General features: G+C 69.0%; 28 protein-coding genes. 16 read left to right on the top strand and 12 right to left on the bottom strand.

What is annotated here, in order from left to right; translation table 11 throughout:
* Nucleotides 1-593: 593 nt before the first annotated feature.
* Both HGG74_RS19265 and HGG74_RS19260 read right to left on the bottom strand, forming a co-directional pair.
* Nucleotides 594-1661, bottom strand: coding sequence for an LLM class flavin-dependent oxidoreductase (locus tag HGG74_RS19265; protein WP_168489023.1), 1068 nt, complete (start codon nt 1659-1661; stop codon nt 594-596).
* 114 nt (nt 1662-1775) lie between these two features.
* On the bottom strand, nt 1776-2432 hold the full coding sequence (locus HGG74_RS19260) for an isochorismatase family protein (protein ID WP_168489021.1): 657 nt from the start codon (nt 2430-2432) through the stop codon (nt 1776-1778).
* 108 nt (nt 2433-2540) lie between these two features.
* On the opposite strand from HGG74_RS19260, the gene HGG74_RS19255 reads away from it, so the two are divergent.
* Nucleotides 2541-3494 carry a GlxA family transcriptional regulator gene (locus HGG74_RS19255; protein ID WP_168489019.1) on the top strand — a complete coding sequence of 318 codons (954 nt, stop codon included), beginning with the start codon at nt 2541-2543 and terminating at the stop codon, nt 3492-3494.
* Between the two features lie 126 nt (nt 3495-3620).
* On the opposite strand, the gene HGG74_RS19250 is transcribed toward HGG74_RS19255, so the two are convergent.
* Complete coding sequence (locus HGG74_RS19250) at nt 3621-3944, bottom strand: hypothetical protein (RefSeq protein ID WP_168489018.1); 324 nt, start codon at nt 3942-3944, stop codon at nt 3621-3623.
* Nucleotides 3945-4033: 89 nt separating this feature from the next.
* Between HGG74_RS19250 and HGG74_RS19245 the strand changes: the two genes are divergently transcribed.
* A complete protein-coding gene (locus tag HGG74_RS19245) occupies nt 4034-4264 on the top strand; it encodes a hypothetical protein (protein ID WP_246263080.1) in 231 nt (76 codons plus the stop codon).
* Nucleotides 4265-4349: 85 nt separating this feature from the next.
* On the opposite strand, the gene HGG74_RS19240 is transcribed toward HGG74_RS19245, so the two are convergent.
* Nucleotides 4350-4610: a GlsB/YeaQ/YmgE family stress response membrane protein gene (locus tag HGG74_RS19240; protein ID WP_168489016.1), complete on the bottom strand. Its 261-nt coding sequence runs from the start codon at nt 4608-4610 to the stop codon at nt 4350-4352.
* A 492-nt stretch (nt 4611-5102) separates the two neighbouring features.
* On the opposite strand from HGG74_RS19240, the gene HGG74_RS19235 reads away from it, so the two are divergent.
* From HGG74_RS19235 to aes, 9 genes are all read left to right on the top strand, one after another.
* The gene (locus HGG74_RS19235; RefSeq protein ID WP_246263079.1) at nt 5103-5885 is read left to right on the top strand and encodes a TetR/AcrR family transcriptional regulator; all 783 of its coding nucleotides are present in this window, start codon (nt 5103-5105) and stop codon (nt 5883-5885) included.
* Nucleotides 5882-6769: a beta-keto acid cleavage family enzyme gene (locus HGG74_RS19230; protein ID WP_168489012.1), complete on the top strand. Its 888-nt coding sequence runs from the start codon at nt 5882-5884 to the stop codon at nt 6767-6769. The genes HGG74_RS19235 and HGG74_RS19230 overlap by 4 nt, the downstream gene beginning before the upstream one ends.
* Before the next feature lie 4 nt (nt 6770-6773).
* Nucleotides 6774-7745, top strand: coding sequence for a 3-hydroxyacyl-CoA dehydrogenase NAD-binding domain-containing protein (locus tag HGG74_RS19225; protein ID WP_168489010.1), 972 nt, complete (start codon nt 6774-6776; stop codon nt 7743-7745).
* Nucleotides 7742-8212 (top strand): thioesterase family protein, encoded by a 471-nt coding sequence (locus tag HGG74_RS19220; protein WP_205762203.1) that lies wholly within the window; start codon nt 7742-7744, stop codon nt 8210-8212. Before HGG74_RS19225 ends, HGG74_RS19220 begins: the two co-directional genes overlap by 4 nt.
* A gap of 107 nt (nt 8213-8319) precedes the next feature.
* Nucleotides 8320-9843 carry an ABC transporter substrate-binding protein gene (locus HGG74_RS19215; RefSeq protein WP_168489006.1) on the top strand — a complete coding sequence of 508 codons (1524 nt, stop codon included), beginning with the start codon at nt 8320-8322 and terminating at the stop codon, nt 9841-9843.
* The gene (locus tag HGG74_RS19210) at nt 9840-10796 is read left to right on the top strand and encodes an ABC transporter permease (RefSeq protein WP_168489004.1); all 957 of its coding nucleotides are present in this window, start codon (nt 9840-9842) and stop codon (nt 10794-10796) included. Before HGG74_RS19215 ends, HGG74_RS19210 begins: the two co-directional genes overlap by 4 nt.
* Nucleotides 10793-11680 carry an ABC transporter permease gene (locus HGG74_RS19205; RefSeq protein WP_168489002.1) on the top strand — a complete coding sequence of 296 codons (888 nt, stop codon included), beginning with the start codon at nt 10793-10795 and terminating at the stop codon, nt 11678-11680. The genes HGG74_RS19210 and HGG74_RS19205 overlap by 4 nt, the downstream gene beginning before the upstream one ends.
* Entirely contained in the window at nt 11677-13356 is a 1680-nt protein-coding gene (locus HGG74_RS19200; protein WP_246263077.1) for a dipeptide ABC transporter ATP-binding protein, read from the top strand. Before HGG74_RS19205 ends, HGG74_RS19200 begins: the two co-directional genes overlap by 4 nt.
* A gap of 179 nt (nt 13357-13535) precedes the next feature.
* Complete coding sequence (gene aes, locus HGG74_RS19195) at nt 13536-14522, top strand: acetyl esterase (protein WP_168488998.1); 987 nt, start codon at nt 13536-13538, stop codon at nt 14520-14522.
* Nucleotides 14523-14776: 254 nt separating this feature from the next.
* Here the strand turns inward: aes and HGG74_RS21780 are convergent, their stop codons facing one another.
* Complete coding sequence (locus tag HGG74_RS21780) at nt 14777-15034, bottom strand: MFS transporter (RefSeq protein ID WP_246263076.1); 258 nt, start codon at nt 15032-15034, stop codon at nt 14777-14779.
* Nucleotides 15035-15335: 301 nt separating this feature from the next.
* On the opposite strand from HGG74_RS21780, the gene HGG74_RS19185 reads away from it, so the two are divergent.
* A complete protein-coding gene (locus HGG74_RS19185) occupies nt 15336-15539 on the top strand; it encodes a hypothetical protein (RefSeq protein ID WP_168488996.1) in 204 nt (67 codons plus the stop codon).
* A 143-nt stretch (nt 15540-15682) separates the two neighbouring features.
* On the opposite strand, the gene HGG74_RS19180 is transcribed toward HGG74_RS19185, so the two are convergent.
* Both HGG74_RS19180 and HGG74_RS21255 read right to left on the bottom strand, forming a co-directional pair.
* Nucleotides 15683-15862 carry a hypothetical protein gene (locus tag HGG74_RS19180; protein WP_168488995.1) on the bottom strand — a complete coding sequence of 60 codons (180 nt, stop codon included), beginning with the start codon at nt 15860-15862 and terminating at the stop codon, nt 15683-15685.
* Nucleotides 15859-16413, bottom strand: coding sequence for an MFS transporter (locus tag HGG74_RS21255; RefSeq protein WP_205762201.1), 555 nt, complete (start codon nt 16411-16413; stop codon nt 15859-15861). Before HGG74_RS21255 ends, HGG74_RS19180 begins: the two co-directional genes overlap by 4 nt.
* Before the next feature lie 407 nt (nt 16414-16820).
* On the opposite strand from HGG74_RS21255, the gene HGG74_RS19170 reads away from it, so the two are divergent.
* The 4 genes from HGG74_RS19170 to HGG74_RS19155 all read left to right on the top strand — a co-directional run bounded on the left by HGG74_RS19170 (nt 16821) and on the right by HGG74_RS19155 (nt 20760).
* Nucleotides 16821-17711 carry a helix-turn-helix domain-containing protein gene (locus tag HGG74_RS19170; protein WP_168488993.1) on the top strand — a complete coding sequence of 297 codons (891 nt, stop codon included), beginning with the start codon at nt 16821-16823 and terminating at the stop codon, nt 17709-17711.
* Nucleotides 17712-17766: 55 nt separating this feature from the next.
* Nucleotides 17767-18303 carry a DUF488 domain-containing protein gene (locus tag HGG74_RS19165; RefSeq protein WP_168488991.1) on the top strand — a complete coding sequence of 179 codons (537 nt, stop codon included), beginning with the start codon at nt 17767-17769 and terminating at the stop codon, nt 18301-18303.
* 102 nt (nt 18304-18405) lie between these two features.
* A complete protein-coding gene (locus HGG74_RS19160; protein ID WP_168488989.1) occupies nt 18406-18882 on the top strand; it encodes a hypothetical protein in 477 nt (158 codons plus the stop codon).
* A gap of 6 nt (nt 18883-18888) precedes the next feature.
* Complete coding sequence (locus HGG74_RS19155) at nt 18889-20760, top strand: glycoside hydrolase family 15 protein (protein ID WP_168488987.1); 1872 nt, start codon at nt 18889-18891, stop codon at nt 20758-20760.
* Here HGG74_RS19155 and HGG74_RS19150 read toward each other — a convergent pair.
* From HGG74_RS19150 to HGG74_RS19130, 5 genes are all read right to left on the bottom strand, one after another.
* Nucleotides 20757-21401 carry a uracil-DNA glycosylase family protein gene (locus tag HGG74_RS19150; RefSeq protein ID WP_168488985.1) on the bottom strand — a complete coding sequence of 215 codons (645 nt, stop codon included), beginning with the start codon at nt 21399-21401 and terminating at the stop codon, nt 20757-20759. The two genes, HGG74_RS19155 and HGG74_RS19150, sit on opposite strands and share 4 nt — an antisense overlap.
* Nucleotides 21402-21424: 23 nt before the next feature.
* Nucleotides 21425-22618 carry an N-acetylmuramoyl-L-alanine amidase gene (locus HGG74_RS19145; RefSeq protein ID WP_168488983.1) on the bottom strand — a complete coding sequence of 398 codons (1194 nt, stop codon included), beginning with the start codon at nt 22616-22618 and terminating at the stop codon, nt 21425-21427.
* 5 nt (nt 22619-22623) lie between these two features.
* The gene (gene trxA, locus HGG74_RS19140; RefSeq protein WP_168488982.1) at nt 22624-22950 is read right to left on the bottom strand and encodes a thioredoxin; all 327 of its coding nucleotides are present in this window, start codon (nt 22948-22950) and stop codon (nt 22624-22626) included.
* A gap of 26 nt (nt 22951-22976) precedes the next feature.
* Nucleotides 22977-23960: a thioredoxin-disulfide reductase gene (gene trxB, locus HGG74_RS19135; protein ID WP_168488981.1), complete on the bottom strand. Its 984-nt coding sequence runs from the start codon at nt 23958-23960 to the stop codon at nt 22977-22979.
* Nucleotides 23961-24132: 172 nt separating this feature from the next.
* On the bottom strand, nt 24133-25623 hold the full coding sequence (locus HGG74_RS19130; protein WP_312856913.1) for an ABC transporter substrate-binding protein: 1491 nt from the start codon (nt 25621-25623) through the stop codon (nt 24133-24135).
* Nucleotides 25624-25760 lie beyond the last annotated feature (137 nt).

The following is a 25760-nucleotide window of genomic DNA, read 5'->3' as shown; positions in this document are numbered from 1 at the left end:
TGGTGGTCATTGCCGCCGGCTCCCCGCCGGGCACCACCGGGAGCACCAACTCGCTGAAGGTCCACCGCATCGGCGACCTCAACGACTGAGAAGAGGACCCCCGGAACGCCCGCCACAAACACCGCAACAGCCGGCCAAAAGGACGGACCAAGAAAGAAATCCGTCGAAGCGTGAAACGCCACCTCGCCCGACGGATCTACCGCACACTCAATGCCAACAGTCCCCAGCCATTGCTACGTTGACAACCATGAAGAGTCGATAACCGTGAATATGTCGGCCGGGGCCATCGCTGACAGGAGGCTGACGCCGGTAGGGGTAGTGGAGTGTTGGAGGGGGCTCAAACGGGACAGTAACGGGACGCGATAGGCCCAAACTTAGAGCACCAGCCCCTCATTCAGACCCGTGCACAATCTCAGGTTTTACTGTCGCGTTACGGCACCGGCTTATGCACCGGCTGTCTCGTATGAGACTGGTCAGTTGCTGTTCAATGCTGATCGGCGGCTCCCGCCTCCGTTCTCCGTCCCGGAAGTGGGCGTCTTCGCGCAGCCGCCGCGGATCCTGCCGAGAGCGCTCATGCGAGTCATGCCCGGGCCTTACCGTGGGGGGAGTGCGTAGTGGTCGGCGATCAGCTCGAGCGTGCGGGCCTGGGCCTGGCGCGAGTGGCCCATGACCGTGAGCATCACTTCGTCGGCCCCGGTCCGGGCTTGGAGGTGTTCGAGGGCTGCGGCCACCTCGGGTCCGGTGCCGTTGAGGAACCGCCGGGTGTAGGTGTCGAGGATCTGCTGCTCCGGGAGGGTGGCGGGGTAGGCCTCGACTTCCTCCGGCGGGAGCAGGCTGTAGGGCTTGCGCTGGAACATCCGCAGCATGGCCATGGCCGATGAGGCAGCCTGGCGCCTGGCTTCGTGGGGATCGTCGTGGGCCACCGCGCCGACGCTGACGAGGGTGTACGGCTTCTCCAGCACCTCGGAGGGCCGGAAACTCTCCCGGTACAGCTCCAGGGCCGTGACCGCATCGGCATCACCGAACTGCAGCGCGAAGGCGTAGGGCCGCCCGAGCTGTCCGGCCAGGCGGGCCGAGTACGGCGAGGAGCCCAGAATCCACGCTTCCGGTGCCGTCCCGGGGCGCGGGACGCGGTTCTGGCCGGCCTGCCATGGGCCCGGCACCGCGTGGACGTTGCGGTACGGATGGCCTTCCGGGAAGTCGTCGCCGAGGAAGCCGAGCAGTTCCAGCACCTGCTGCGGGAAATTGTCGTTGGCCTCGTGATGCCGGCGCAGCGCCGCGGCGGTGGGCAGGTCCGTGCCGGGGGCGCGGCCCAGCCCCAGATCGATCCGGCCCGGGGCGAGGGCATCGAGCATGCCGAACTGTTCGGCGATCACCAGCGGCGCATGGTTCGGCAGCATCACCCCGCCGGCCCCGAGCCGGATCCGGTCCGTTGCACCGGTCAGCCGCGCCAGCATGATCTGCGGCGACGGCGCCGCCGCCCCGGGCATGCCGTGGTGTTCGGAGATCCAGAACCGGTGGTACCCCCGCAGCTCCGCCAGCCGGGCCAGCGTGATGATCTCGCCGAACGCTTCCTGGACGCTCTGGCCGACGCCGGTATGCGCGTTGTCGAGCACCGAAAGGGCGAACGGGGCGGTGCCCGAAGGCGGTGCGGGGATCATGCAAAAGACTCCTCAAAGCTCACGGAAAGAGTGGCCACCTTAGGGCCTCCACCTGCATATTCGGCCGGGGCTTGCCGCGGCGCACTGTCCCCGGCGCCGCGGCAGGCAGGGGTTTTAGGCGCCGGCCAGGGAGGCGGTGTCCGCGAATGCGGCGCGGCCCTGGATGGCGGAGGTGCCGAGGTCGCTCTTGGGCAGGGCCTGACCGGATTCGACCGCGGTGGCCCAGGTATCGGTGTCGGCCACGGCGGCGAAGTTGGACTGGAGCAGCACCAGCAGGGTCTGGTGCAGCTGCTCGGCCGGCACCTGGCCGGCCTCGTTGGCCAGGTGGGGCGAGCCGCTGGCGTCGGAGAGGATCTCGGCGGCCAGGCCGAGCTCTTCGGCCGCGGCGGCGGTGCCGATGTCGCAGTTGTTGGTCATGTAGCCGGCGATCGTGATCGTGTCGATTTGCCGGTCGGTAAGCCACTGCGCGACGTCGGTGCCGGCGAAGACGCTGGCCTTGTCCTTGGTCACCCGCTTCCAGGACGCGGTGGCGCGCCTTTCGATCTCGGGGTGCAGCGCCCAGCTGGCGGAGCCGGCCGCGAAGACCGGCGCACCCTCGGGCAGCTGGTGCTGGACCACTACGACGGGAAGGTCCTGCCGGTTGGCGACGTCGATGGCGCGCAGGATGTTGGCCAGTGACTGCTCGCGCGAGGGGTACTGGATCTGCAGGATCCCGTCGAAGTATTCCTGCTGCACGTCGACCAGGATCAGGGCCCGGCGGGGTGCGCTCATTGTGTTCTCCTCGGTGGTGTGGGGCTGGTTGCCACGGATTAGTCTGCCGGTGCGGCATCCGGTAGCGTGAGTGGCACAAAAGACGTCTATGGATGGATTCAGGCCAAGATGAAGATCGCAGTCCACGCCTTCGAGGGCATCACCATGTTCCACCTGGCCTCCCTGCTGATGGTCTTCGGCGAGGTCACCCGCCAGAACCTGGCCACCGGGTGGCAGACAACCGTGTGGACCGAAGACGGCCGCGGCGTCCGGACGGCCGAAGGACTCTCACTCCAGGATGTTGCCGGACCGGAGACCGTCGCCGGCGCCGACCTGCTGGTCTTCCCGTCCTGGCCGGCGGACCTGCCCCCGGCCGACGGGTTCCTGACCGATCTGATCAGCACCGCCCATGCGGACGGCACCCGCGTCGCCGGCCTATGCCTGGGCGCCTTTCCCGTGGCCGACAGCGGACTTTTGGACGGGCGCAGCGCCGTCACCCACTGGGCCTCGGCGCCCCAGCTGGCCCGCCGCCGCCCCGCCGTCACGGTCACCGACTCCGCGCTCTACCTCGACCACGGCGACGTGCTCACCTCCGCCGGCACCGCCTCGGCGATCGATGCCTGCCTCTACCTCGTCCGTAAGCACCTCGGCTCTGCCGCGGCCGCCAAAATCGCCCGGCACCTGGTCGTGGCGCCCCACCGCGAGGGCGACCAGGCCCAGTACGTTCACCGGCCGGTGCCCGAGCCCGGCGGCACCGGGCACCTCGGGGCCACCCTGGACTGGGCGATCGCCCGCCTCGGCCAGCCGCTCACGGTCGAGGAACTCGCCGCCCATGCCGGCATGAGCCGGCGCAACTTCACCCGCAGGTTCGCCGAGGCCACCGGCACCACCCCGGCCCGCTGGATCCTCGCCCGCCGCCTGGACGAGGCCAGGCGGCTGCTCGAGACCACCGACTGGCCGGTCGCGCGCATCGCCCGCACCTGTGGCTTCGGCAGCGCCGTCGGCTTCCGGCAGAACTTCGCCGCCGCCTACCACACCACCCCCACCTCCTACCGGCAAAGGTTCACCGACCCGGCCCCGTAACAGAGCCGCCCTGCCGTCGTTTTTCGACTGCTGCCTCCGCGGAGCATCCCTCGGAGCGGATTTCGAAAGTGGGGAGGACCGTCGGGCAAGGGGCCGACGCCCGCGAGCCTTCTCCGTGGCGGCTGCTCAGGATGTTTGGAGTGAACTGCATAAGGATTCTGCCGGGCCTACCGCGTTTGCGGGGGGCTGAACGGTAAGGGCGCGGTGATAGCCGGCGCCGGGGTGGTCCGAAGGCAACCGGCTCCGTCCGGGGCCGAAGAGGCCTTCATGGAGGGTGTCACCATCGCAGGAGGTGCGCATGACCGCGCGGGCCTGCAGCTCGGGCACGACGCAGCGGGCAAAGTCCTCGATGTCCCGGAACTTGACCGCATGGGAGATATTGAAGCCGTCTGCGCCGGTCTCCTCGATCCAGGAGATCAGTTCGTCTGCAACGGTCTTGGGGCCGCCCACGATCACCGGCGAGGTGCCGCCGATGCCGTTGTATTCGGCGATGTCGCGCGGGGTCCATTGCTTGGCCGGTCTTCCGCCCGTACCTCGACGTGCTGGACGAGGCCGCAGCGGTCGATCGCGAGGTGCGGGCCTTGGTCGAGGGATGGCATGAAGAGGTCATCTCCGACATCGTCCGCGGCCTGGAGCTGGCCGGCCGTTTTTCCAAGGAGACGCGCCACCTCCACGGAACGCTCGCCTTCACGCAGCTCGAGCCCAACCGCGACCATGCGCTCGAAGTGCTCGCCGACAGCTGGTACCACCTGCTCTGCGACGAAGGCTGAACTGGCTCAACGCACGCACTCGGGGAGACGGACCTGGCAGGTCCGTCTCCCCGAGTCGCTGGAGTCCAGTCGGCGCCGGCTCCGGTTAGCGCCGGACGCTGCGGCGGCCGGACATGCCTTCGGCCACGCCGATCAGCAGCACTGCTGCGATGACGGCAACGATGAATCCAACGACGTTCAGCTCAAAGATGTCGCCGGTGCCCAGCAGGTTTGCGATGAGCCCGCCGATCACCGACCCGGCCAGCCCGAGCAGCAGGGTCGCCACGAAGCTGAGCTTCTGCCTGCCGGGTTTGACCAGACGGGCCAGTGCCCCGATGACGAGCCCGGCGATGATGAAACCGATCATGATTGCCTCCTAGTGAGTGTTCTTGCGCAACGATAAGCATACTTAGCAATCAGTGGCAATTCGGGCAGTGCTACCGGACCCCCTCTGCTGCCGCGGGGCTTCACGCGGTTGGCCTTGGGGGCAGGGTAATTGCCGGCACCGCCATCGGGCATGCCAGGAGCCATTCATGGTGCCGGGAACGTGGTGATATGCGGCGCCGTGCCGTCACAAATTGCGGCGGCCAGGGACGGCCGCGCCGGCTCCGCGCCATGATCATAGCTGCCATCAGCCGACCGAAGTTTCCGTCGATCAGGCCGCCGTGGGGGAGGGCTGCAGAGCTTCGACCCTTGGCGCAACAATCGCAATTATCTGACTTTTAGTCAGAAACGTATTGCTGTTATCGCAAACTTGGGCTAACTTCGGTCCATGCCAATAAATGAGACCGAGGTCACAGAGCGCGTCCGGATGTCCATCCGGAACTCGGGAATGGCCCAACGGGAAGTCGCGCACCATATGGGCCTGGATGAAACCAAGCTTTCCAAGGCGCTCAACGGGACGCGTCGCTTCCACCCGGAAGAGCTGACCAACCTCGCGGACATCACGGGTGTAACGGTGAACTGGCTGCTGTCAGGTTCGGATGAGGCGCACGGGCCCTCGGTTCCGCCCTCGGCGAAGATCCTTCCGACGAGGCACCCGGAGAACAACGAACACGCCCAAAAGCGGCGCGCGATCATCGAGGCAGCCTGGTGGCTCCTGGCCCGCCGCGGGTATTCGGCGGTGCGCATCGCCGACATCGCTTATGCCTGCAACATGAGCACGGCCGCCGTCCACTACTACTTTCCAACGAAGCGCGAAATCTTCGCCGAAACGCTGCGCTACTCGATCAAGCTGGCCTTTGACCGCCAGATTGCCGAACTGCACTCCATCACGGATCCGGTCCGCCGGCTCAAGCGGCTGATCGAACTCCAGCTCCCGGCCGGTGAGCGGGGCAACGCGGAATTCTCCATCTGGCTGCAGACCTGGGCGGACGTGGCTGTGAACACGTCGGGGAGAGAGAACCATGCGCAGGGCTATCGGCGTTGGTACAAGACCGTGGAGGACGCCATCGTCCAAGGCCAGGAGGCGGGCGTATTCGTGGATGTACCGTCCGACCAGCTGGCCATGGAGCTCACCAGCCTGATCGACGGCCTGGGCATCAAGGTCCTGACCGGCATCCTGCCTCCGGATCAGATGTTCAGCCATATCGAAAGTTTCATTGACCGCAATATCGTCCTATCGCAAGGGAGTCCTGCATGAACCGCAAGGTTATTGTCACCTGTGCCCTCACCGGCGCCGGAGACACCACCGGCAAGAGCGAGCACGTACCCGTCACCCCCGAACAGATCGCGGACAATGCCGTCGCGGCCGCCCGGGCGGGCGCATCGGTAGTCCATATCCATGTGCGCGACATTGAAACAGGGCGGGGATCGCGCGATGTGGCGCTCTACCGCGAGGTGGTCCGCCTGGTCCGCGAGAGCGACGTGGACCCGGTCATCAACCTGACCGCCGGCATGGGGGGAGACCTGGTCCTGGACCCCGGGCAGCCAACCAAGCAGCTGCCCGGAACGGATCTGGTCAGCGGCCTGGAGCGCCTGGCGCATGTGGAGGAACTGCGGCCGGAAATCTGCACGATCGACTGCGGCTCACTTAATTTCGGCGAGGGAAGCCAGGTCTATATCAGCACCCCGGACATGCTCCGCGAGGGCGCCGAGCGCATCCGGGACCTTGGCGTAAAGCCGGAGATGGAAATCTTCGATACCGGGAACCTGTGGTTTGCCAACATCATGGTGGAGGAGGGGCTGATTGCCCCGCCCCCGCTCTACCAGCTCTGCATGGGCATCCCGTACGGCGCGCCGGCCAATGCCGGGCTGCTGCAGGCGATGGTCAACATGCTGCCCGAGGGCGCGCAGTGGACGTCCTTTGCCATCGGCCGTGACCAGCTGCCCTGGGTGGCGCAGTCCGTCCTGCTGGGCGGGCACGTCCGGGTAGGGCTGGAGGACAACCTCTACCTGAGCAAGGGCGTGAAGGCGACCAATGCGCAGCTGACCGAACGTGCCATCCAGATCATCCATGACCTCGGCTCCTCGGTGGCCACCCCGGACGAGGCCCGCGAAATCCTCCAGCTCGAGAAGAAAGCCTGACGCCATGACTACCGAAGAATTCACGCCCCTGGAGATGAACGACGTCGACACGGTCGCCTGTGTGGGGATCGGCACCATCGGCGGCGGCTGGGCCGCCTACTTCCTGGCCCGCGGCTACCGGGTGAAGGCGTGGGACCCCTCGCCGGATGCCGAAGTGAAGCTGCGCCGGCTCACCGACGCCGCCTGGCCGGCCTTGACGAAGCTGGGGCTGGCGCCGACGGCGTCGAAGGACAACATCAGCGTCCATGCGGACCTGGCCGAGGCCGTGGCCGGCGCCGGTTTCGTGCAGGAGAGCGCGCCGGAGGTCCTGGACCTGAAGCAGTCCCTGCTCGCGCAGATCGATGCGGTGGCCGCACCCAATGTCGTTATCGCCTCCTCGACCTCCGGCTACGGCATGACGGAAATGGCCACGGCAGCAGCGAACCCGTCCCGGCTGGTGGTTGGCCACCCCTTCAATCCGCCCTACCTGATCCCGCTGGTGGAAGTAGTCGGCGGCGAGAACACTTCGGCGGCAGCGGTGAAATGGGCTTCGGCCTGGTACGAGCACATCGGCAAGTCGGTGATCACCATGGACCGGGAAGTGCCCGGGTTCATTGCCAACCGGCTCCAGGAGGCCTTGTGGCGCGAGGCGCTGCACATGGTGGACAACGGCGAGGCGACCGTCGAACAAATCGATCTGGCCATCACGGACGGACCGGGGCTTCGCTGGCCCATCCAGGGCCCGATGCTCACCTTCCATCTGGCCGGGGGCGAAGGCGGCATGGCCCACATGCTCGATCATTTCGGCCCGTCCCTGAAGTCCCCGTGGACACGGCTGGACGCGCCGGAGCTGACCGCCGGACTGCGTGACGCGGTGATTGCCGGCTGCGACGAGGAGGCCGATGGCCGGTCGGTTGCCGAGCTGGTGGCCGAACGGGACGAGGCGATCATTGCGATCCGGAATGTGCTGGCGGCTCTCAAGGCGGACCAGCCATGACGGGTACGGCGGTGAGTGCACTGCCGGCCTACCGGTGCACGGTCCAGCCGGACTGGATCGACTACAACGGGCATATGTCGGAGGCGTTCTACGTGCTGGTCTTCGGCTTCGCCACCGACCAGGTCATGGACCGGTTGGGGATGGGCCAGGCATACCGGGCAGCGGCCGGCAGTTCGCTCTATACCGTTGAGGCGCATGTCCGGTACCTGGCCGAGACAGGGCTGGGGACCGAGCTGACCGTAACCACCCGGATTGTTGGTGCCGGGGCGAAGAAGCTTCATCTGGCCCACGAGATGCGCACCGGGGAACAGGTCATAGCCACCGAAGAATTGCTGGCCCTGCATGTGGACCAGAACTCGGGCCGCAGCACCCCGTTTCCCGTTCCCGTCCTGGACAGCATCAGCAGATTCAGAACCGGCCTCGAAGGCGAGGCACCGGATTGGATCGGCAGGAAAGTCACCTCCTAGCCGCTCCCTCTGAGAAAGAAGGATCCGTGGAAGCATCTTCTCCGCGCAGCCTGCCGCCTGGCCCGGCTGCGCTCCATCCGACCCGCCGCCGGGTGCTGGGTCTGGGAATGGTTATCGGACTCGGCGGCCTGCTGGCAGCCTGCGGGGCGAATCCGGCCGCTGTCCTGGTCAATCCGGACGGACCGCCGCAGCGCGGGGGCCGGCTGCGGGTGGGTCTGGCCGGAGGCGGTGCGGTGGACAGCCTGGACGCCCACTCCTCCGTCAGCACCACCGACATTGCCCGGGTGGTGAACTTGTACGAACCGCTCCTCTACCGGGACGAAAACTACGAACTCAAGCCGCTGCTGGCCACCCGGGTCACGCCGTCCGCCGACGCCCGGATCTGGACGGTGGATCTGCGCCGGGGCGTGAAATTCCATGATGGCCGTCCCATGACCGGACGCGACGTTGCGGCCAGCTTCAGGCGCATTGTTAATCCGGACGATCCCAAGAGCGGGGCCGCGGCGCTGGCCATCCTGGATGAAGTGGCCGTACTCGGTGAGCACAGGGTGGAATTCCGGCTCAGCAGCCCCAGCGCGACGTTCGATGATTCGCTGGGCCAGTACACGCTGGGCATCGTCCCGGAGGACTACGACCCGGCCGACCCTGTGGGCACCGGCCCCTTCAAATACCGGTCCTTTTCCCCGGGGCGAAACAGCGTCTTTGCCCGCAACGAGCATTACTGGCGGGAGGGGGAGCCCTACCTGGACGAGCTGGAAATCCTGAACTTCAGTGACGACGACGCACTGATCAACGCCCTGCTCTCCACCCAGGTGGACGCCATCGGCCAGATTCCGCTCGCATTGCTGGAAGTCATCGAGGCCGATCCCCGGATCAGCATCCTCAAGTCCGAAACGGGTGCCTGGATGCCTTTCACCATGCGCGTGGACAGGCCCCCGTTTGACGATGTCCGCGTCCGCCAGGCTTTCCGCCTGGCAGTGGACCGCGAGCAGATGATCGAGCAGGTGCTCAGCGGCAACGGCAGCCTGGGCAATGACATGTATTCGCCCTTCGACCCGGGTTATCCCTCCCACCTGCCCCAGCGCGTGCAGGACATCGCCAAAGCCAAGGAACTGCTGGCCGAAGCCGGCTATGCCGACGGGCTCACGGTGGAGCTTGTCACCGCGCCCATTCAGTCCGGGGCCGTGGAAGCGGCGCAGGTCTTCGCCCAACAGGCGGCTGCCGCCGGCATTACCGTAAAGATCCGCCAGGTGGACACCACCACCTTTTTCGGGGACAGCTACCTGCAGTGGGACTTTGCGCAGGACTTCTACTACACCCGCAACTACCTGCCGCAGGTTGCCGCCAGCACATTGCCCACCGCACCGTTCAACGAGACGCACTGGAACCATCCGCAGTTCAACGCCTTGATTGAGCAGGCCACGGGCACCGTGGACGCGGCCGAACGCAACGTACTCATCGGCAAGGCCATGGAAATCGAATACAACGAAGGCGGCTACATCATCTGGGGCCACGCCAACCAGGCGGACGCCTACCAGCAGTATGTCGCCGGACTGGTACCTAACCGTACCGGCCTGGCCCTGTCCGGTTTCGAATTCCGCCGTGTCTGGCTAGGAGGTACCCCGTCATGACCTCGATCATCCTGCGCCGGCTGGCCACCAGCGTCCTGATCCTGCTGGCCGTGTCCGTGCTGGTCTTCGTGGCCACCCTGCTGCTGCCCGGTGATCCGGCCCAGGCCATCCTGGGCCAGCAGGCCACACCGGAGCGGCTGGCCGCCCTGCGCGAGCAAATGAACCTCAACGACCCGGCATGGCAGCGCTACCTGTCCTGGCTGGGCGGCCTGCTCACCGGAGACTTCGGGGTCTCGGCAGCCTCCGGCGGTCCGGTAGCGGACCTGCTCGGCGAACGGATCGCTGCCTCGCTGGTGCTGCTGACGGCAGCCAGCATCATCAGCATTCCGGCCGGACTGCTGGTGGGGACCTACAGCGCGCTCCGCCACGGCCACACCGGGGACCACGTGGTCACCGGCACCAGCCTGGTCCTGGCTGCCCTGCCGGAGTTCGTCATCGGCATTGCGCTTGTCACGCTGTTCTCCACGACGGTGTTCCCCATCCTGCCGTCGGTGACGATGGCTCCGCCGGGCGAAGCCGTCTGGAACTACCCGCTCCAACTGGTACTTCCGGTCATGACGCTGGTACTGATGGTCACACCGTATATCGCCCGGATGATGCGGGCCACGATGCTCGAAGTGCTGGACTCCGGCTATGTGGAAATGGCCCGGCTGAAGGGCGTGCCGGAGCGCCAGGTCATCCTGCGCCACGCACTGCCGCACGCTCTCTCGCCGGTGGCCCAGGTGGTCGCCATCCAGCTGGCCTGGATGGCCGGCGGCGTCGTGGTGGTGGAATTCCTCTTCCGCTACCCGGGCATTGGCCAGGCCCTCGTGGACGCGGTGGCCAACCGCGACGTCCAGGTGGTCCAGGCCCTGTCGATCCTGGTCGCCGCGGTGTACATCGTGGTCAACCTGCTGGCCGATGCCGTCGGAATCCTGACTAATCCCAAGCTGCGTACAGGGGGCGCCCGATGAGCGTAATTGATTCACCTCAGATCATTGCCCGCGAAGTCGAAACTCCCCCCGGGCTTTTCCGCCGCCTGATCCGGCAGCGGCAGGCGAAGGTCGGCATCGGCCTGGCCGCCGCCGTCGTCCTCCTGGCACTGCTGGGGCCGCTGCTGCTGCCATGGGCCACCGGGTACACCAGCACCGAATTCGCCGGCCGCCCGTTCCAGCCCGACGGCATGCTGGGCACCGACAACCTTGGCCGCGACGTCCTGTCCCGCTTCCTCGGCGGGGGCCTGCGGCTGCTGATGTACGCCGCCCTGGCCACCCTGCTGGGCATGGCGCTGGGAGTGCTCGTGGGCATGACCGCGGCGTACCGGGGCGGCCGGGTGGACGGCATCATCATGCGCAGCAACGATGTCCTGCTGGCGCTGCCGCAGCTGGTCTTCGCGCTGCTGGCCATCACCGTGCTCGGCCCGCAGGGCTGGGTCCTGGTGACCGTCATCGGCATTACCCACGCGCCGCGGATCGCCCGCGTAACGCGCTCGGCCACCGTAAACGTGATCACCGAGGATTTCATCCGCGCCGCCGAAATGTACGCCGTGCCGAAGTGGAAGATCCTCGTCCAGGACGTGCTGCCCAACATCACAGGCCCGTTGATGGTGGAACTCGGCCTGCGGATGACCTACTCCATCGGCGCCGTGGCCTCGCTCTCCTTCCTGGGACTGGGCATGCAGCCGCCCACCGCGGACTGGGGCCTGATGATCAACGAGAACCGGATCGCCCTGGTCGTCCAGCCCTGGGGCGTCCTGCTGCCGGTGCTGGCCATCGCCGTCCTGACGGTCGGAACCAACCTCATCACTGATTCCTTGGCCCGTGCCGCGGCCAACTCCAACACGGGAGCAAGCAAATGAGCAGTCCGGTCCGGGAAGACACCATGACCACCACCCCTGTCCTGAGCGTGGAAGGGCTGAAGGTCGCCACGGCATCCGGCGAGGAGATCCTCCACGGGGTGTCCTTCGAGCTGCGGCCAGGCAAAATCCTTGCCTTGGTCGGTGAATCCGGGTCCGGCAAGACCACGGCCGGGCTGGCGTGCCTGGGACACTTCCGGCAGGGGCTGGTGCACACCGCGGGCTCCGTCCAGCTGGCCGGTGCCGGGCAGGCCGGGAACCTGCTGGATCTGCCGGAATCCCAACGGCGCAAACTGCGCGGCGGTGCCATCTCCTACGTCCCCCAGGACCCGGCGTTGTCCCTGAACCCCGCCATGCGGATCGGTGACCAGATCCTGGAGGTCCTCCAGATCCAGGGTTACGGGTCGTCGGACGCGGACCGCCGGGCCCGCACCGCCGAGGTGCTGGCCGAAGTGGGCCTGAAGAACGACCCCGCGTACCAGCGCCGCTATCCGCACCAGCTATCCGGCGGCCAGCAGCAGCGTGTGGGCATCGCGATGGCCTTCGCCTGCCGGCCGGCAGTAATGGTGCTGGATGAGCCGACGACGGGCCTGGACGTCACCACGCAGGCGCTGGTGCTGCAGACCATCGCCCAGCTGGCTGACCGGCACCGCGTCGCCGGCCTGTACATTACGCACGATCTGGCGGTGGTGGCCAAGGTGGCGGACGACGTCGCGGTCATGCTCTCCGGCGAAGTCGTGGAACAGGGCCCAACGGACCAGGTGCTTTACCGGCCGCAGCACGACTACACCCGCAAGCTCCTGGCCGCCGTGCCGGATTTGGCCGGCAGGCGCCAGATCGGCCGTGTCACCGCGATCACCGGCGCGCAGGCCGTGGTCCCCGATCCGGCAGGACGCCCGTCCCCTGAAGTGCCCGAGGGGCGCGAGGGGCGGAACCTGCTGGAGGTGGCGGACCTGCAGCTGGCCTACGGCAGCAACCAGGTGCTGGCCGGCATCAGTTTCTCCTTGCGGCAGGGCGAGTCCATGATGCTGCTGGGCGAATCCGGTTCGGGCAAGACAACGCTCTCGCGGTGCATTGCCGGCCTGAATGACGATTACTCCGGGCGGGTCTGCCTGGACAGCGAAGAACTGGCAGCAGGGACCCGGGCCCGCACCACGGAACAGCGCCGGCGCGTCCAGTACGTGTTCCAGAGCCCCTTTTCCTCGCTCAACCCGCGCCGGACGATCTGTGAATCGGTGGAAGTTCCGCTGCTCATGACCGGCAGGATGGGCCGGAAGGAACGGCGGCGTCGGGTGCGCGAGGCGCTGGACCAGGTCCGGCTGGGCGAAAGCTACCTGGACCGCCGCCCCCGCGACCTGAGCGGCGGCGAGCGCCAGCGCGCCGCCATCGCCCGTGCACTGGTCAACGCCCCGTCCCTGCTGGTCTGCGACGAAGTCACCTCGGCCCTTGATGTTTCCGTGCAGGCCTCCATCATCGATCTGCTGCGCAGCCTGCAGCACGAATCGGGCATGTCCATGCTTTTCGTTACCCACAACATCGCCTTGGCACGGCACATCTCCCAGCGCATGGCAGTCCTGCAGAGCGGCCGGATCGTGGAACTGGGAAGCACCGACGAGGTGCTCGACAATGCCCGGCACAGCTACACCCGCGAGTTGCTGGCCAACGTGCCAGCCCTTTAAAACGTGCCAATCGATAGTACGGCACTGCGGAACTGCCCCTTCCGCGGTGCACGGCCTGCCCGCATGACCTGCCACACCATGAAGCGCACCCGCGAGGTCGTGGTGCTGGGCATCCAAGCACACCCGAAGGAGTCTCGTTGCCGTCGCCGCCTCGGAATGGCAAGAAGGAGTAACCGTACATGAACAAGATCGATGTCCTCAGCCGGCTGACACCGCAGATGCGGGCTGTGCTGGACAAGCAGGACGAGCTGACCGCAGGTTCCCCGGCCAGTGCTGCCGGCGATGTCGACGCCATCCGGGCCAGTTACGCGCGCGAGCGCGCCTTTTGGAACGAGGGCGGGCCTGGCATGGCGCAGACCGTCGACACGACGGCGCCGGGGGGCCCCTTCGGCAGCGTGAAGATCCGCATTTACTCCCCCTCGGCGGAAGGCAGCCTCCCGGCGATCGTCTACATCCACGGCGGCGGGTACCTGATGGGAAGCGTCGACACGCACGATCGGATCTGCCGCGTCCTCGCCGCGGAAACGGGCGCAGCGGTCGTCAGCGTCGACTACCGGCTCTCGCCCGAGGCGCGCTTCCCGAGCGCGATCCAGGAGTGCGCGGCCGCCGTGGAGTACCTCCGCGCCCATGGCGCGGACCACCACATCGACGGCGGCGACCTGGCGCTCGCGGGCGACTCCGCGGGGGCCAGCCTCGCTCTCGGCACGTACCTGTACCTCCGGGACGAGCTCTCGGGGGCGGGCGGCATCCGGGCGCTCCTCCTCTACTACGGCATGTACGGTCTCACGGACTCAGCGTCGCGCCGTCTGTTCGGCGGACCGTGGGACGGCCTCACACGGGAGGACCTGGAGGCGTATTCGGCAATGTACATACGGTCGGCCGAGGATCTCCGCAGCCCGTACATCGACTGCCTGTCGGCCGACCTGGCCGCGGGTGTGCCGCCCTGCTACATTGTCTCGGCCGAGCTCGATCCGCTCCGTGACGACAGCCATGCCCTCGCCGCGGTATTGGCCGAGCTCGGGATTCCGCACAGGCTGGAGGAGTTCAACGGTGTGCTCCACGCCTTCCTCCACTACGGGCGCATGTTGGCGGAGGCGACGCAGGCGCTGAGCCGGAGCGCCGCCTTCTATGCCGCGCAGGGCTCGGCGGTCCTTCCCCGCAGATAGTACGGTGATCGACTGGAGCGGCCCGGCCCGCCCTACCCGGATCGGGCGGATGACCCGGGTGCTTGAGGAAAAGGGGACCGAGACCAACCGGGGTAGTTGCTGGGCGCCATGCTGTCTCCTCCGAGTTGTCCCTGAGGTGGCCAATTTGGTGCCGGACTGGTTGGTGCCGGACTGAACGTCCGGCACGAAATTCATTGGCCTTCGATGAACGGCAACGGAACGGGCGACGCCTTCACCAACGGGCAACGCCGCCGTTAATGTGAGTACCCTGCTGCCGCTTCGGTGAGGGTCTTACCCTTTGTCTCCGGGGCCAGCCACTGGGAGAGCGCAGCACCGGCGAGGGCGACACCGGCGGCGATCAGCATGGTCGGGCCGGAGCCGAGGCTCTCCATCGAGATCGGCAGCAGGAAGATGCCAATGCCCGCCCCGACCCGGCTGACGGCGGCTGCGAAACCCGTTCCGATCCCTCGGATCTCGGTCGGGAGGACCTCGCCCGGGTAGACGTTCGTCAACGTGTTGTACCCGGCGTTGAAGAACGAGAAGACCAGGAAGAGGATGAGTACAACGGGCGCTGGCGCCGGCCCACAGTCCGATGATCGCGAGGACGACGGCGCACAGCCACTGCGGCGGGACGGTCAGTACGCGGCGCCCGGCCTTGTCGATCAGCAGGAACGTGATAACGACGTACCCGGCCCGGCCGAAGCTGTGCCATAGCTCACACTTTGACCTGCCGGGGACGCCTGGTCGGATAGGGTGGATGCCGCTGCCTCAGCGAGGAGGCGGCCGGGAAACTCTCAAAGGAAGCAACGGCGCATGAGCTTTGAATCGCACTCGATGACCCTCAAGATCTGGGACCACTCCACGATCGACCACACGCTGGACGCGGCCATCACCCACGTATCCTCCCAGGCAAACGCCCCGAAGGACCGGGTCAGGGTCACCCGCAGCGGACCCAACGTGTTCACGGTCAGCGTCCCCGGGGGCATGCCCGGGGACGCGCCGGCCCACATCGGCTAGGGCCCGCAGCCGGACGAAACCGAAGGTGCCGCCGCAACACGATGTTGCGGCGGCACCTTTCGTTTCGCAGCGCGGAGGACTCGAAGGGCCGCGCCCAACAGAGTCCCGGAGTCACCGGGTCGCGGAGTTCCAGACTTCTGGAGTCACAGAGTTACGGTGACCGAGGCTTGGGGGAGGGGGTGAGCAGGACCCTGGCGGCGCTCGTCCATGGCCTGGTAGGGTTCGGCGGCCTGCCCGGGCGGCAGGGTGAGGCCGAAGACCTCGCCGGGGTTGATCTCCGCGCCCATGAACAGCGCGATGAGTTCGGGCAGGAAACCGCTCACCGGTGCGGGCCCGCCGTGCAGGTGGATGCCGGAGAAGGGCTCGAGTCCGTCAAAGGCGACGTCGTGGGTGACGATGACGTGCCCTCGGCCAGCGGCACGCGGAGGTGCCCGGCCCGCGTGCCGATCGCTCGCATCGGCGCGTTGCAGCGGATCATGAGCGCCGCGTGCGCCGCGGCGGCAAGGGCGACCGAGACGACGGTGACGACGCCGAGCGGCAGCATCGTGGCGGCGACGCCGTTGACCATGACCAGCAGCGATACGATCACGGCGGCCAGCGGCAGCGCGAAAAGTCCCGCGGCGAGCAGGCCGAGGGCGCCGAGCGCGCACAGGACCGGTCCGGCGGCGAGCGTGCCCGTCACGCTCCACCGCTCGCTTGCGCGGCCGGCGAGGTAGCCGAAGACCATGAACCCGGCCGAATTCAGGCCGAACGCGAGCGCGTACTGCTGCGGGGAGAGGCTGTAGATGTCCTGCAGCACGTAGGTTGCCCCGGCGAGGTAGGCGGACAGGGCGGCGTTCACGAATCCCTGCACGAGCACGGCACCGGTGAACACGCGGTTTGCCAGCAGGGTGCGGAAGTCGCGTCCGGACTCTGCGAAGCCGCCGATGATGCGGTGGTGCGCCGGCAGGGTTTCGCGGTAGATGAGCGCGATTCCGGCGAGGATGGCCGCGCCGATCGCTGCGAGGAACGCGAACAGGCCCCGCCGGAATAGAGGTCGCGGCGTCCTGTTCGGCCGTCTGCGCGGGCAGTACCGGCAGGTAGAGGTCCATCGAGATCGGGCCGAACACCGCCGGCACGAGCAGCAACGTTGGAAGCAGCCGCCCGGGGGGCCGCTACGGCAGGGGAGAGGGACGGGGCACCATTTCAGTAAACGGCGCCCGGCCGCGCAGTGGCAGCCACTGCCGAGGGGTGTACCGACAGGGCACCCCAGTCTTGCCGGGGCCGACCTATCCTGACCATATGGACAATCGAGACGAGGTCCGCGAATTCCTCATGTCGCGGCGGGCCAAGGTCACGCCCGGGCAGGCCGGGCTCCCCGCCGGCCCCAAGCGGCGCGTGCCCGGCCTGCGGCGCACCGAGGTCGCGATGCTGGCCGGGGTGAGCGTCGAGTACTACGCCAAGCTGGAACGCGGCGCGATCGCCGGCGCATCCTCCTCCGTGCTCGACGCGGTCTCGCGGGCCCTGAACCTCGACGACACCGAGCGTGCGCACCTGTTCGACCTCGCGCGCGCCGCCGACGGCATCCCCACCTCCGGCCGGACCCGCCGCCGGGCGGCCAGGCAGGCCGCCTCCCGCCCCAGCCTGCAGTGGGCGCTGGACGCGATCACGGAGGGCATCGCCTTCGTCCGCAACCAGCAGCAGGACCTGCTCGTCCTGAACGCGCTGGGCCGCGCCTTTTACTCGCCCGTGATCGGCGACGGCGGCCGCACCCCGAACCTGGCGCGCTTCCAGTTCCTGGATCCGGCCTCCCGGGAGTTCTACCCGGACTGGGACGTCTTCGCGCAGATGTGCGTGGCCATCATGCGGGCGGAGGCCGGCCGCGACCCCCACGACCGGGGCCTGCAGAACCTTGTCGGCGAGCTCTCCACGCAGAGCGGGACGTTCCGCAGGCTCTGGGGCGCGCACGATGTGCGCACCCACGGTACCGGCACGAAGCGGTTCAGGCACCCCGAGGTGGGCGAGCTCGTCCTGGCCTATGAGGAACTGGCCCTCACCGCCGAACCCGGGCTCGTCCTGCTCATCTACACCGCCGAACCCGGATCGCCCTCCGCGGAGCGGCTTCGGCTCCTGGCCTCCCTGGCGGCGGAGCGGACGGCGAATGCGGCGCTGCAGCGGGACCACCTGCGCTGACCGTGCCGTTGCAGGCGTCCGAAGCCTTCGCCGCGAGCGAAGCAGGGGCGGGATCATGACGGCAGCACGTACGCTCCTGCTTACGGTGGGCCACGGGGCCGCCGGCCAGGAGGAGTTCCGGCAGCTGCTTCAGGCGGCGCAGGTCGCCGCCGTCGTCGATGTCCGGATCGGCCCGGGCAGCCGCAAGCACCCGCACTTCGGCAAGGCCAGCCTGGAGCAGTGGCTGCCGGAGGCCGGCATCGGCTACCGCTGGGAGCAGCGGCTGGGCGGCTTCCGCAAGCTCCCGGCGGACTCGCCCGACACTGCCCTGCGGAATGAGTCCTTCCGGGCCTATGCCGCCCACATGCGCTCGGCGGAATTCATCGAGGCGCTCAACGGGGTGCTCGCCCAGGCGGCGGCGCGGCGGACCGCCATCATGTGCAGCGAGACCGTGTGGTGGCGGTGCCACCGGCGCCTGATCGCCGACCACGCGGTCCTGCTCGACGGCGTCGACGTGGGCCACCTGATGCCGCCGGGAAGGATCACGGAGCACAAGCCAACCGACGGCGTCCGGGCTGCCGGCGGCCAGCTGTTCTACGACGTCGTGCCGTAGCCCGCATCAAGCCCCCGCACCCTTGGTACGGGGGCTTGACCATGCCTGCGGCGGATTCTAAAATCAAGATAAGCTCTTTTTAGAGACTCCGGGGGTGCTGAAATGGACTGGTCCGGGTGGGCCCTGTTCGGGCTGCTGGCCACGAGTGTCCTGACCGTGGTGATGATCGGCGCGCAGATGGCGGGGCTGACGCGCCTGGACCTTCCGCTCGTGCTCGGCACCCTTGTCACGGCCGACCCCGACAAGGCCCGCGTCGCCGGGTTCTTCCTTCACCTGGCCGCGGGACAGGGGTTCGCGCTCGGCTATGCGGCGACCTTCGCCCTGCTGGGCCGGAGCACCTGGTGGCTCGGCGCGCTGCTTGGCCTGCTGCATGTGGCCGTGGCGCTGACGGTGATCCTGCCGCTGCTGCCGGGGGTCCACCCGCGGATGGCGTCGCAGCGGGCCGGGCCGGCAAGCAGGTCGGTGCTGGAGCCCCCCGGCCTGCTTGCCCTGAACTACGGTATCCAGACCCCGGCCGTGGCGGTCGGCGCCCACCTGCTCTACGGCGCCGTCCTCGGGCTGCTGCTGCAGGCACGGTGAGCGGCCATGGCCAAGGTTCATCCCGCAGGGCTGGGGCCGCCGGTCCCGATCGGGGACTACGGGCTGCTGGGCGATACCCGCACCGCCCTGCTGGTCTCCGGCGACGGCGCCGTGGACTGGTTCTGCGCGCCGGCGTTCGACGGCGAGCCGGTGTTCGGCCGCCTGCTCGGCGGCCCCGCGGCGGGCACCTTCCGCGCCGGGCCCGCCCTGCCCGCGCAGCGCCTGAGCCGCCGCTACCTGCGGCACTGCGCGACCCTGGAGACCGTGTGGGCGGTGGGGGAGGGCCGGCTGGTCCTGACCGAGGCGATGGTGGCCGAGGTGGCCGGGCAGTTGCTGCCGGCGACGCTGCTGGTGCGGCGGCTCTCGGCCGAGGGCGCCCCCGTCCGGGCCGTCATCGAGTTCGACCCGCGCCTGGGCGAACACCACCGCCGGCCCAGGATCCGCCGCGGGCGGGAACTGGTGTGCGAGTGGGGGCCGCTGGCCCTGTCGCTGGGCTGCGACCCGCAGCTGGACCTCGAGCCGGGCCGGCCGGCCGAGGTCACCGTGGAGCCGGGCCGCCCGCTCGTGCTTGTGCTCGCCGTGGCCTGCGGCGAACCGCTCGTCCACGTCGACCCGGCAGCGGCCTGGGCCCTGGTCGAGGCCGACGAAGCGCTCTGGCGGGCCTGGACCTCCGGGATCGACCCGGACATCCCCTTCCGCGAGGAGGTGGTGCGCAGCCTGCTGACGCTGCGGCTGCTCACCTACGCCCCCTCCGGGGCCCCGGTGGCGGCCCCGACCACCTCGCTGCCCGAGCACCCCGGCGGGCTGCGCAACTGGGACTACCGGTACGCCTGGCCGCGCGATGCCAGCATCGGCGTCGGCGCCTTCCTCGCCGCCGGCATGGACGGGGAGGCCCGCAGCTTCCTCGGCTGGCTGCTGCACGCGAGCCGGCTGCAGCGCCCGCGGCTGCCGGCGCTGCTCACCCTGACCGGAGGCCACGTGCCCCGGGAGCGCGAGCTGCAGGGCTGGCCAGGCTACGCCGGCAGCGTGCCGGTCCGGGTGGGCAACGGCGCCGCCGCCCAGCACCAGCTCGACAGCTACGGCTGGGTCCTGGACGCCGCCTGGGCCTTCGTGCAGGACGGGCACCGGCTGTACTCGGAGACCTGGCGTGCGATGCGCGGCTTCGCCGACCAGGTGGCCCGCCGGTGGCAGGAGCCGGACGCCGGGATCTGGGAGATCCGCGGCGACGCGGACCACCACGTGCACTCGAAGCTGATGGGCTGGCTGGCCCTGGACCGGGCGCTGCGGATCGGGCAAAGCCACCGCCTGGGCGGGCGCCGGCAGCGGCGGTGGCAGGCCGCCCGGGAGGCCATCGCCGCCGAGGTACGGTCCAGGGGGTTCGATCCGGTCCGGCGCAGCTACACCCGCAGCTACGGTTCGGCAGACCTGGATGCCGCCCTGCTGATCCTGCCCGCGCTGGGCTTCGAGGAGGCCGGCTCGTCCCGGATGCGGGGCACGGTGGACGCGGTCCGGCGCGAACTTTCCGCCGGCGGGCCGCTGCTGTACCGGTACCCGCCCGGCCGCGACGGCCTGCCCGGCACCGAGGGGGCCTTCCTGCCCTGCTCCTTCTGGCTCGTGGCGGCCCTGGCCCGGACCGGCCGCCGCGCCGAAGCCGTGGACCTGTTCGGGGAGCTGCTCGGCCGGGCCAGCGAGCTGGGCCTGTACGGGGAGGAGATGGACCCGGCCACCGGCACCCAGCTGGGCAACTTCCCGCAGGCCCTGACCCACGCCGCGCTGGTCCAGGCGGCCCTGGCCCTCCGGGAGACCCGGCGGGAGGGCGCCGTCCCGGTGCCGGCCGGCGTCCCGGAGGGCCAGGGGGCACAAGCCTGCCCGGGCTAACCGTTGAGGCCGGCGGCCAGCAGTTCCTGCAGGCCCTGCCGGAACCTGGCCTTGCCGCCGTGGGCCGGGTGGCGCACCTTGGGGGCCTCCAGGCCGGCGGCGCGGACGCTGCGCCCGGCCACATTGCCGACGGCGACCACCACCTGCACCGCGAACAGCCGGGCCAGGGCGAGCCAGAGCGGCTGCCCGGCCAGGACCTCGGCAGCCGACGGGGTGCGGTTGGACAGCGGCCGGTCCGGACGGTGCGGGTGCAGCGGGTAGGCGCTCCAGAGCAGGGGCAGGAAATCCAGCTCCGCCAGCACCTCCCACATCACCGTGGCGGTCGGTTCCGGGGCCACCGGCGGAGCGTCGGCCGGCAGGGCATAGCCCTGTCCCGGCCCGAAGAGTCCGAAGTGGTTGCCCCGGCCCTGGAGAATGGCGGTGTTGGTGAACGGCACGCCGGTGATGCGCATGCCCCGGAAGCCCGGCGCCTCGCCCAGCAGCAGCACCCGGGGCGCCCGCTCCAGCATCTGCCGCAGGTACAGCTCCAGGTTGCGCCGGCGCACGGCGTTGTCCGGGCCGGCGAAGAAGTTGGTGCTGTCTGGTCCGGTCCCGGTGGCCGCCAGCTGTTCCACGAACGCCCTGACCGGGTCCGTGCCCATGGATGCCCTCCTCGGCGGTGTCCTCAGCGCTCGGGGTTGAAGCGCAGCACATCCTCCAGGGCCAGGGTGCCCGTGGGTTCGTCGTCCTCTTCCAGCAGGTACAGCCGCTGGATGGCGATCACCACCGCGTCGGCAATGATCTGGCGGATGATCGGATCCGCCAGCAGCTGCGCGTCGTGGGCGCTGCTCAGGTAACCCAGCTCCAGGTGGACCGAGGGCATGGTGGCCAGCCGCAGGACGTCCCAGCGGCGCCCGTGCACGCCCAGACTGGGCAGGCCCGTCCTGGCGGTGATTTCCTTCAGGATCAGCTCGGCGGCGCGGTGGCCGATGGGGGAGTTGATCTCGCCGGTTTCCGTCCGGCCCCAGTAGAAGGCCGAGGCCCCGCTGGCGGCGGTCTGCTCCAGCCAGTCGCAGTGCAGGGACACGCACAGGCTGGCCTGGGATTCCTGGATCAGCCGCACCCGGGTGCCGGAGGGCGTCCCTTCCGGGACCTCGACGACCTTTACCTCGGCGCCGAGGCTGCCCAGGATGGTCCGGATCCGCCGGAGAACGTCCGTGGCGACCAGCTGTTCGGTCAGCGGCCCGCCGCCGGCCTGGTCGGGCCGGCCGGCGGCCCGGGTGGTGCCGGTGCCCGCAGCCAGGCAGATGACCCTGCCGGCCAGGGCGGCGGTGGTCTGGTTGAGCCGCTCGTAGTCGCGCAGCGAGAAGGCCTGGCTGGAGCTGATGGTGCGGTTGACCCGGGCCATGGCATCGATCAGCACCGCATCGCAGACCCCGGTCATTTCCAGGCCCAGGTTCAGCTGCAGTTCGCGCACGGCCAGATGCGTGCGCTCGCCGAATTCGCCGTCGATATGCCCGTAGTAGAAGCCCAGGTAGGACAGCTGGCGCTGCAGTTCGGTGACGTCGTCGCCGCGCAGCGGTTCGGCGCCTGCGGCGGGCCGGGCCAGGACCCGGTCGCCGAGCTTGTACTGGGCCTCGGCGAGGGCGCGCTCGGTCTCGGGCCCGGCGACCCCGTCCACCATCAGGCCGCGGGACTGCTGGAAGGTGCGCACCGCGGCGTCGACATGGTCGTCGAACCGTTCCGGATCATTGACCTGGTCCGGGGCCAGGTACGCCATGGACACGCCGGCGCGCAGCAGCCTTTCGCGCAAGGCCACTACGCGCCGGCTCGAATCCGTGCGGCGCAGGCTGGCCGGCGCCGGATCGTTCGAGTGCATGGTGCCTAGCCGAGGAATTCGGCGAATTCCCGCTCGAGGATCTGCTTGGGCTTGGCGCCGATGGAGGTAGCGGCCACCTCGCCGTTGTTGAAGACGTACACCGCCGGAATGGAGGTGATGCCGTACTTGGAGGCGGTGGCCGGGTTGTCGTCGACATTGAGCTTGACCACCTCGACCTTGCCGGCGTGCTCGGCGGCGATGGCGTCCAGGACGGGGGTCAGCATGCGGCACGGGCCGCACCATTCCGCCCAGAAATCCACGATGACCGGCTTGTCGGCCTTGAGGACGTCGGCATCGAAGCTGGCGTCGGTTACTTCCTTGGCAGTGCTCATGATGTGCTCCCTTTCGGCAGTGGTTCTCAGACGGTGGCCGGCTCGGCGGCCGGAACGGCGGCGTGGTGCTGGGCGGCGAGGAAGTGCTCGACGTCGATGGCCGCGGCGCAGCCGGAGCCGGCGGCGGTGATGGCCTGGCGGTAGGTGGGGTCCACGACGTCGCCGGCGGCGAAGACGCCCGGCAGCGAGGTCCTGGAGGAGCGGCCCTCGACGGCGATGGTGCCTTCGGGGGTCAGCTCCAGCTGGCCCTTGACCAGGTCCACGCGCGGGTCGTTGCCGATGGCCACGAAGACCCCGGTCACGGCCAGTTCGGATTCGGTGCCGTCCACGGTGCTGCGCAGCGTGATCCCGGTGACCTTGTCCGTGCCGCTGATGCCGGTGACTTCGGAGTTCCAGGCGAAGCTGATCTTCTCGTGTGCCAGCGCGCGGTCCTGCATGATCCTGGAGGCGCGCAGGCTGTCGCGGCGGTGGACCACGGTGACGGACCGGGCGAACTTGGTCAGGAAGAGGGCTTCCTCCATGGCCGAGTCGCCGCCGCCGACGACGGCGATGTCCTGGTCGCGGAAGAAGAAGCCGTCGCAGGTGGCGCACCAGCTCACGCCGTGGCCGGAGAGGCGCTTTTCGTCCTCCAGGCCCAGCTCACGGTAGGCGGAGCCGGTGGAGATGATGACGGCGCGGGCCAGGAACGTCTGGCCGGTGGCGATGGTGACCTTCTTGATCTCGCCGTCCAGCTCCAGGGAGGTGACGTCCTCGAACAGGATCTCGGTGCCGAACCGCTCGGCCTGCTTCTGGAACTGTTCCATCAGCTCCGGACCCAGGATGCCCTCCGGGAAGCCCGGGAAGTTCTCCACGTCGGTGGTGTTCATCAGCTCGCCGCCGGCCTGCACGGAGCTGGCGATCAGCAGCGGCTTCAGGTTGGCGCGCGCCGTGTACACGGCAGCGGTGTAGCCGGCAGGACCGGATCCGACAATGATCACGTCGCGCACGGACGCGGATATTTCTGTGGTCACAGTCTGTGAACCTCTTCCTGTTTGTGCAATCTGTTTCCCGGCAGGGGCCGGCTGCCCGGGCAGCTTCCCGGCCGGTGGCCACCCCTCACAACCACCGGAGTCACCAGCTTATTCCGCCCCTGCCCGTGCAGGTGTCCATGTTCCGCCCTGTGACGGCACGGCCGCCGACCAGTTAGGAAACTTCGATCTCGGCCATCCGGAGGCCGAAGGGCGGCGCGCTGCCGGGGTTGGACAGCTGCGGCAGCTGGGTGAAGTTGACGATGACGTACTGGGCCTTGGGGGCCTGGCCGTCCTCCTCCGGCACCGGAATGGTGGTGTTCTGCGCGGTGAAGCTGCCCCGGGCCACCTGCTTGGCGCCCTCCAGGCTCGGCTCGTCGTTGAGCAGCACCGAGAACTGTCCGCCCCGGCCGCTGAGCTGGGTCAGCCGGATGGACTCGATGGTCGAGGCCTCCTCCAGTTCGACCACCAGGGCCATGTTCGAGGCGTAGCCGCCGAAGGCCTCGGTGGCGTACTGGTAGCTGGCCCAGTAGGTGGCCGGATTGCCGTCGATCGCCTCCGGCAGCTTGCCGTCGTTCTCCTGGTCCAGTTCGGGCATGTCCGGTACCAGCCGGGACAGGCCGGCGATCTCCGGCTCCACCACGGCGGCCTCACCCTCCTCCGCCGGAGCGCCGGCCGCGGTCTCGTTGGCGGCCGGGCTGTTGGCTTCGTTCGCCGTCGGGGCGCCGCGGAACACGTTCAGCTGGCTGACCGCGACGACGATCGCCGCGACCAGCAGCGCCGCCAGCACGCCGCCGACCAGGAGCCGGGGCGACCGGGGATGGTTTTCCTCGTCCCGGTCGTAGTCCTCGTCCCCGGTATAGCCGGGCCCGGCAGGTTCGGCCGCGGCCGGGCGGGCGGCGGCAGGGAACGCGGCGGCCCGGCGGACGTACTCCCCGCTGTCGGACGGTGAGGCCTTGGCCACCACCTGGATCCCGCCGGTGTCCGGGTGGCTGTCGGTCCAGAGCGTGACCTTCGGCTTGCCCGCAGGAGGTGCCGGCACCGCAGGCGCGGCGGCCGCGGCCCTCGGCGCCCCGGCGGGCTGGGGCGGCACCGGGCGGGTCCGGGAGGTGTGCGGGGACGGGACGGCGGCCTGCGGGTCCGTGTCCGGCCCGGCGCCGGCAGTGGCAGTCCCGGGGGCAGCAGCTCCAGCGGCAGCAGCTCCGGCGGCACCGGCCTGGCCGCCGCGGCCGAACCTGGGCAGCTCGAGATGGCTCAGGCGTTCGCGCAGCGAGGGCCGGTGCGCGGATTCCTCCTCGTGGTACTCCTCCTCTTCCCAGTCCTCCTCGTCCTCGTAGTACTGGGGCTCGGTGGAACGGGCCTGGCCGAAAATCTCCGAACCCAGGGTCTCGGTGAAGAACGGCTCCACGTAGGGGGCGTCCTGCTGGATGACCAGGTCCAGCAGGTCCGCGGCCTCGGCCTGGTTGGTGACCAGGTAGGTGTTGCCCTCGGCATTGCCTAGGTCGAGCACCTGGACATTGCCCTCGCGCTCGCCCGTGGCGATTTCGCGGGCGCTCATGGCCACCTGGCTGGCATTGTCCGGGGAGGCCACCAGGATGCTGACCGGGCGGTTGAGGACCTCGTCCACGCCGTCCAGCACGAGGTCGTGTTCGGCGGACGCCAGCACGCGGGCCGTTACCTTGTAACGGCCCCCGAGCAAAGTCCCGACCTCGACTGGCTGCGGCACAAGTTCCTCCCGGGGGTTTCGGGGCGCTGCGCGTCCCGCTAGGTATTTTGTTTACATGCTACCGGCTGGCACCGGCC

The sequence above is a fragment of the Arthrobacter mobilis genome (assembly GCF_012395835.1).
Classification (GTDB): domain Bacteria; phylum Actinomycetota; class Actinomycetes; order Actinomycetales; family Micrococcaceae; genus Crystallibacter; species Crystallibacter mobilis.
Note: the sequence above shows the minus strand (reverse complement) of the source record. Positions and strands in the feature narration are given on the sequence as shown.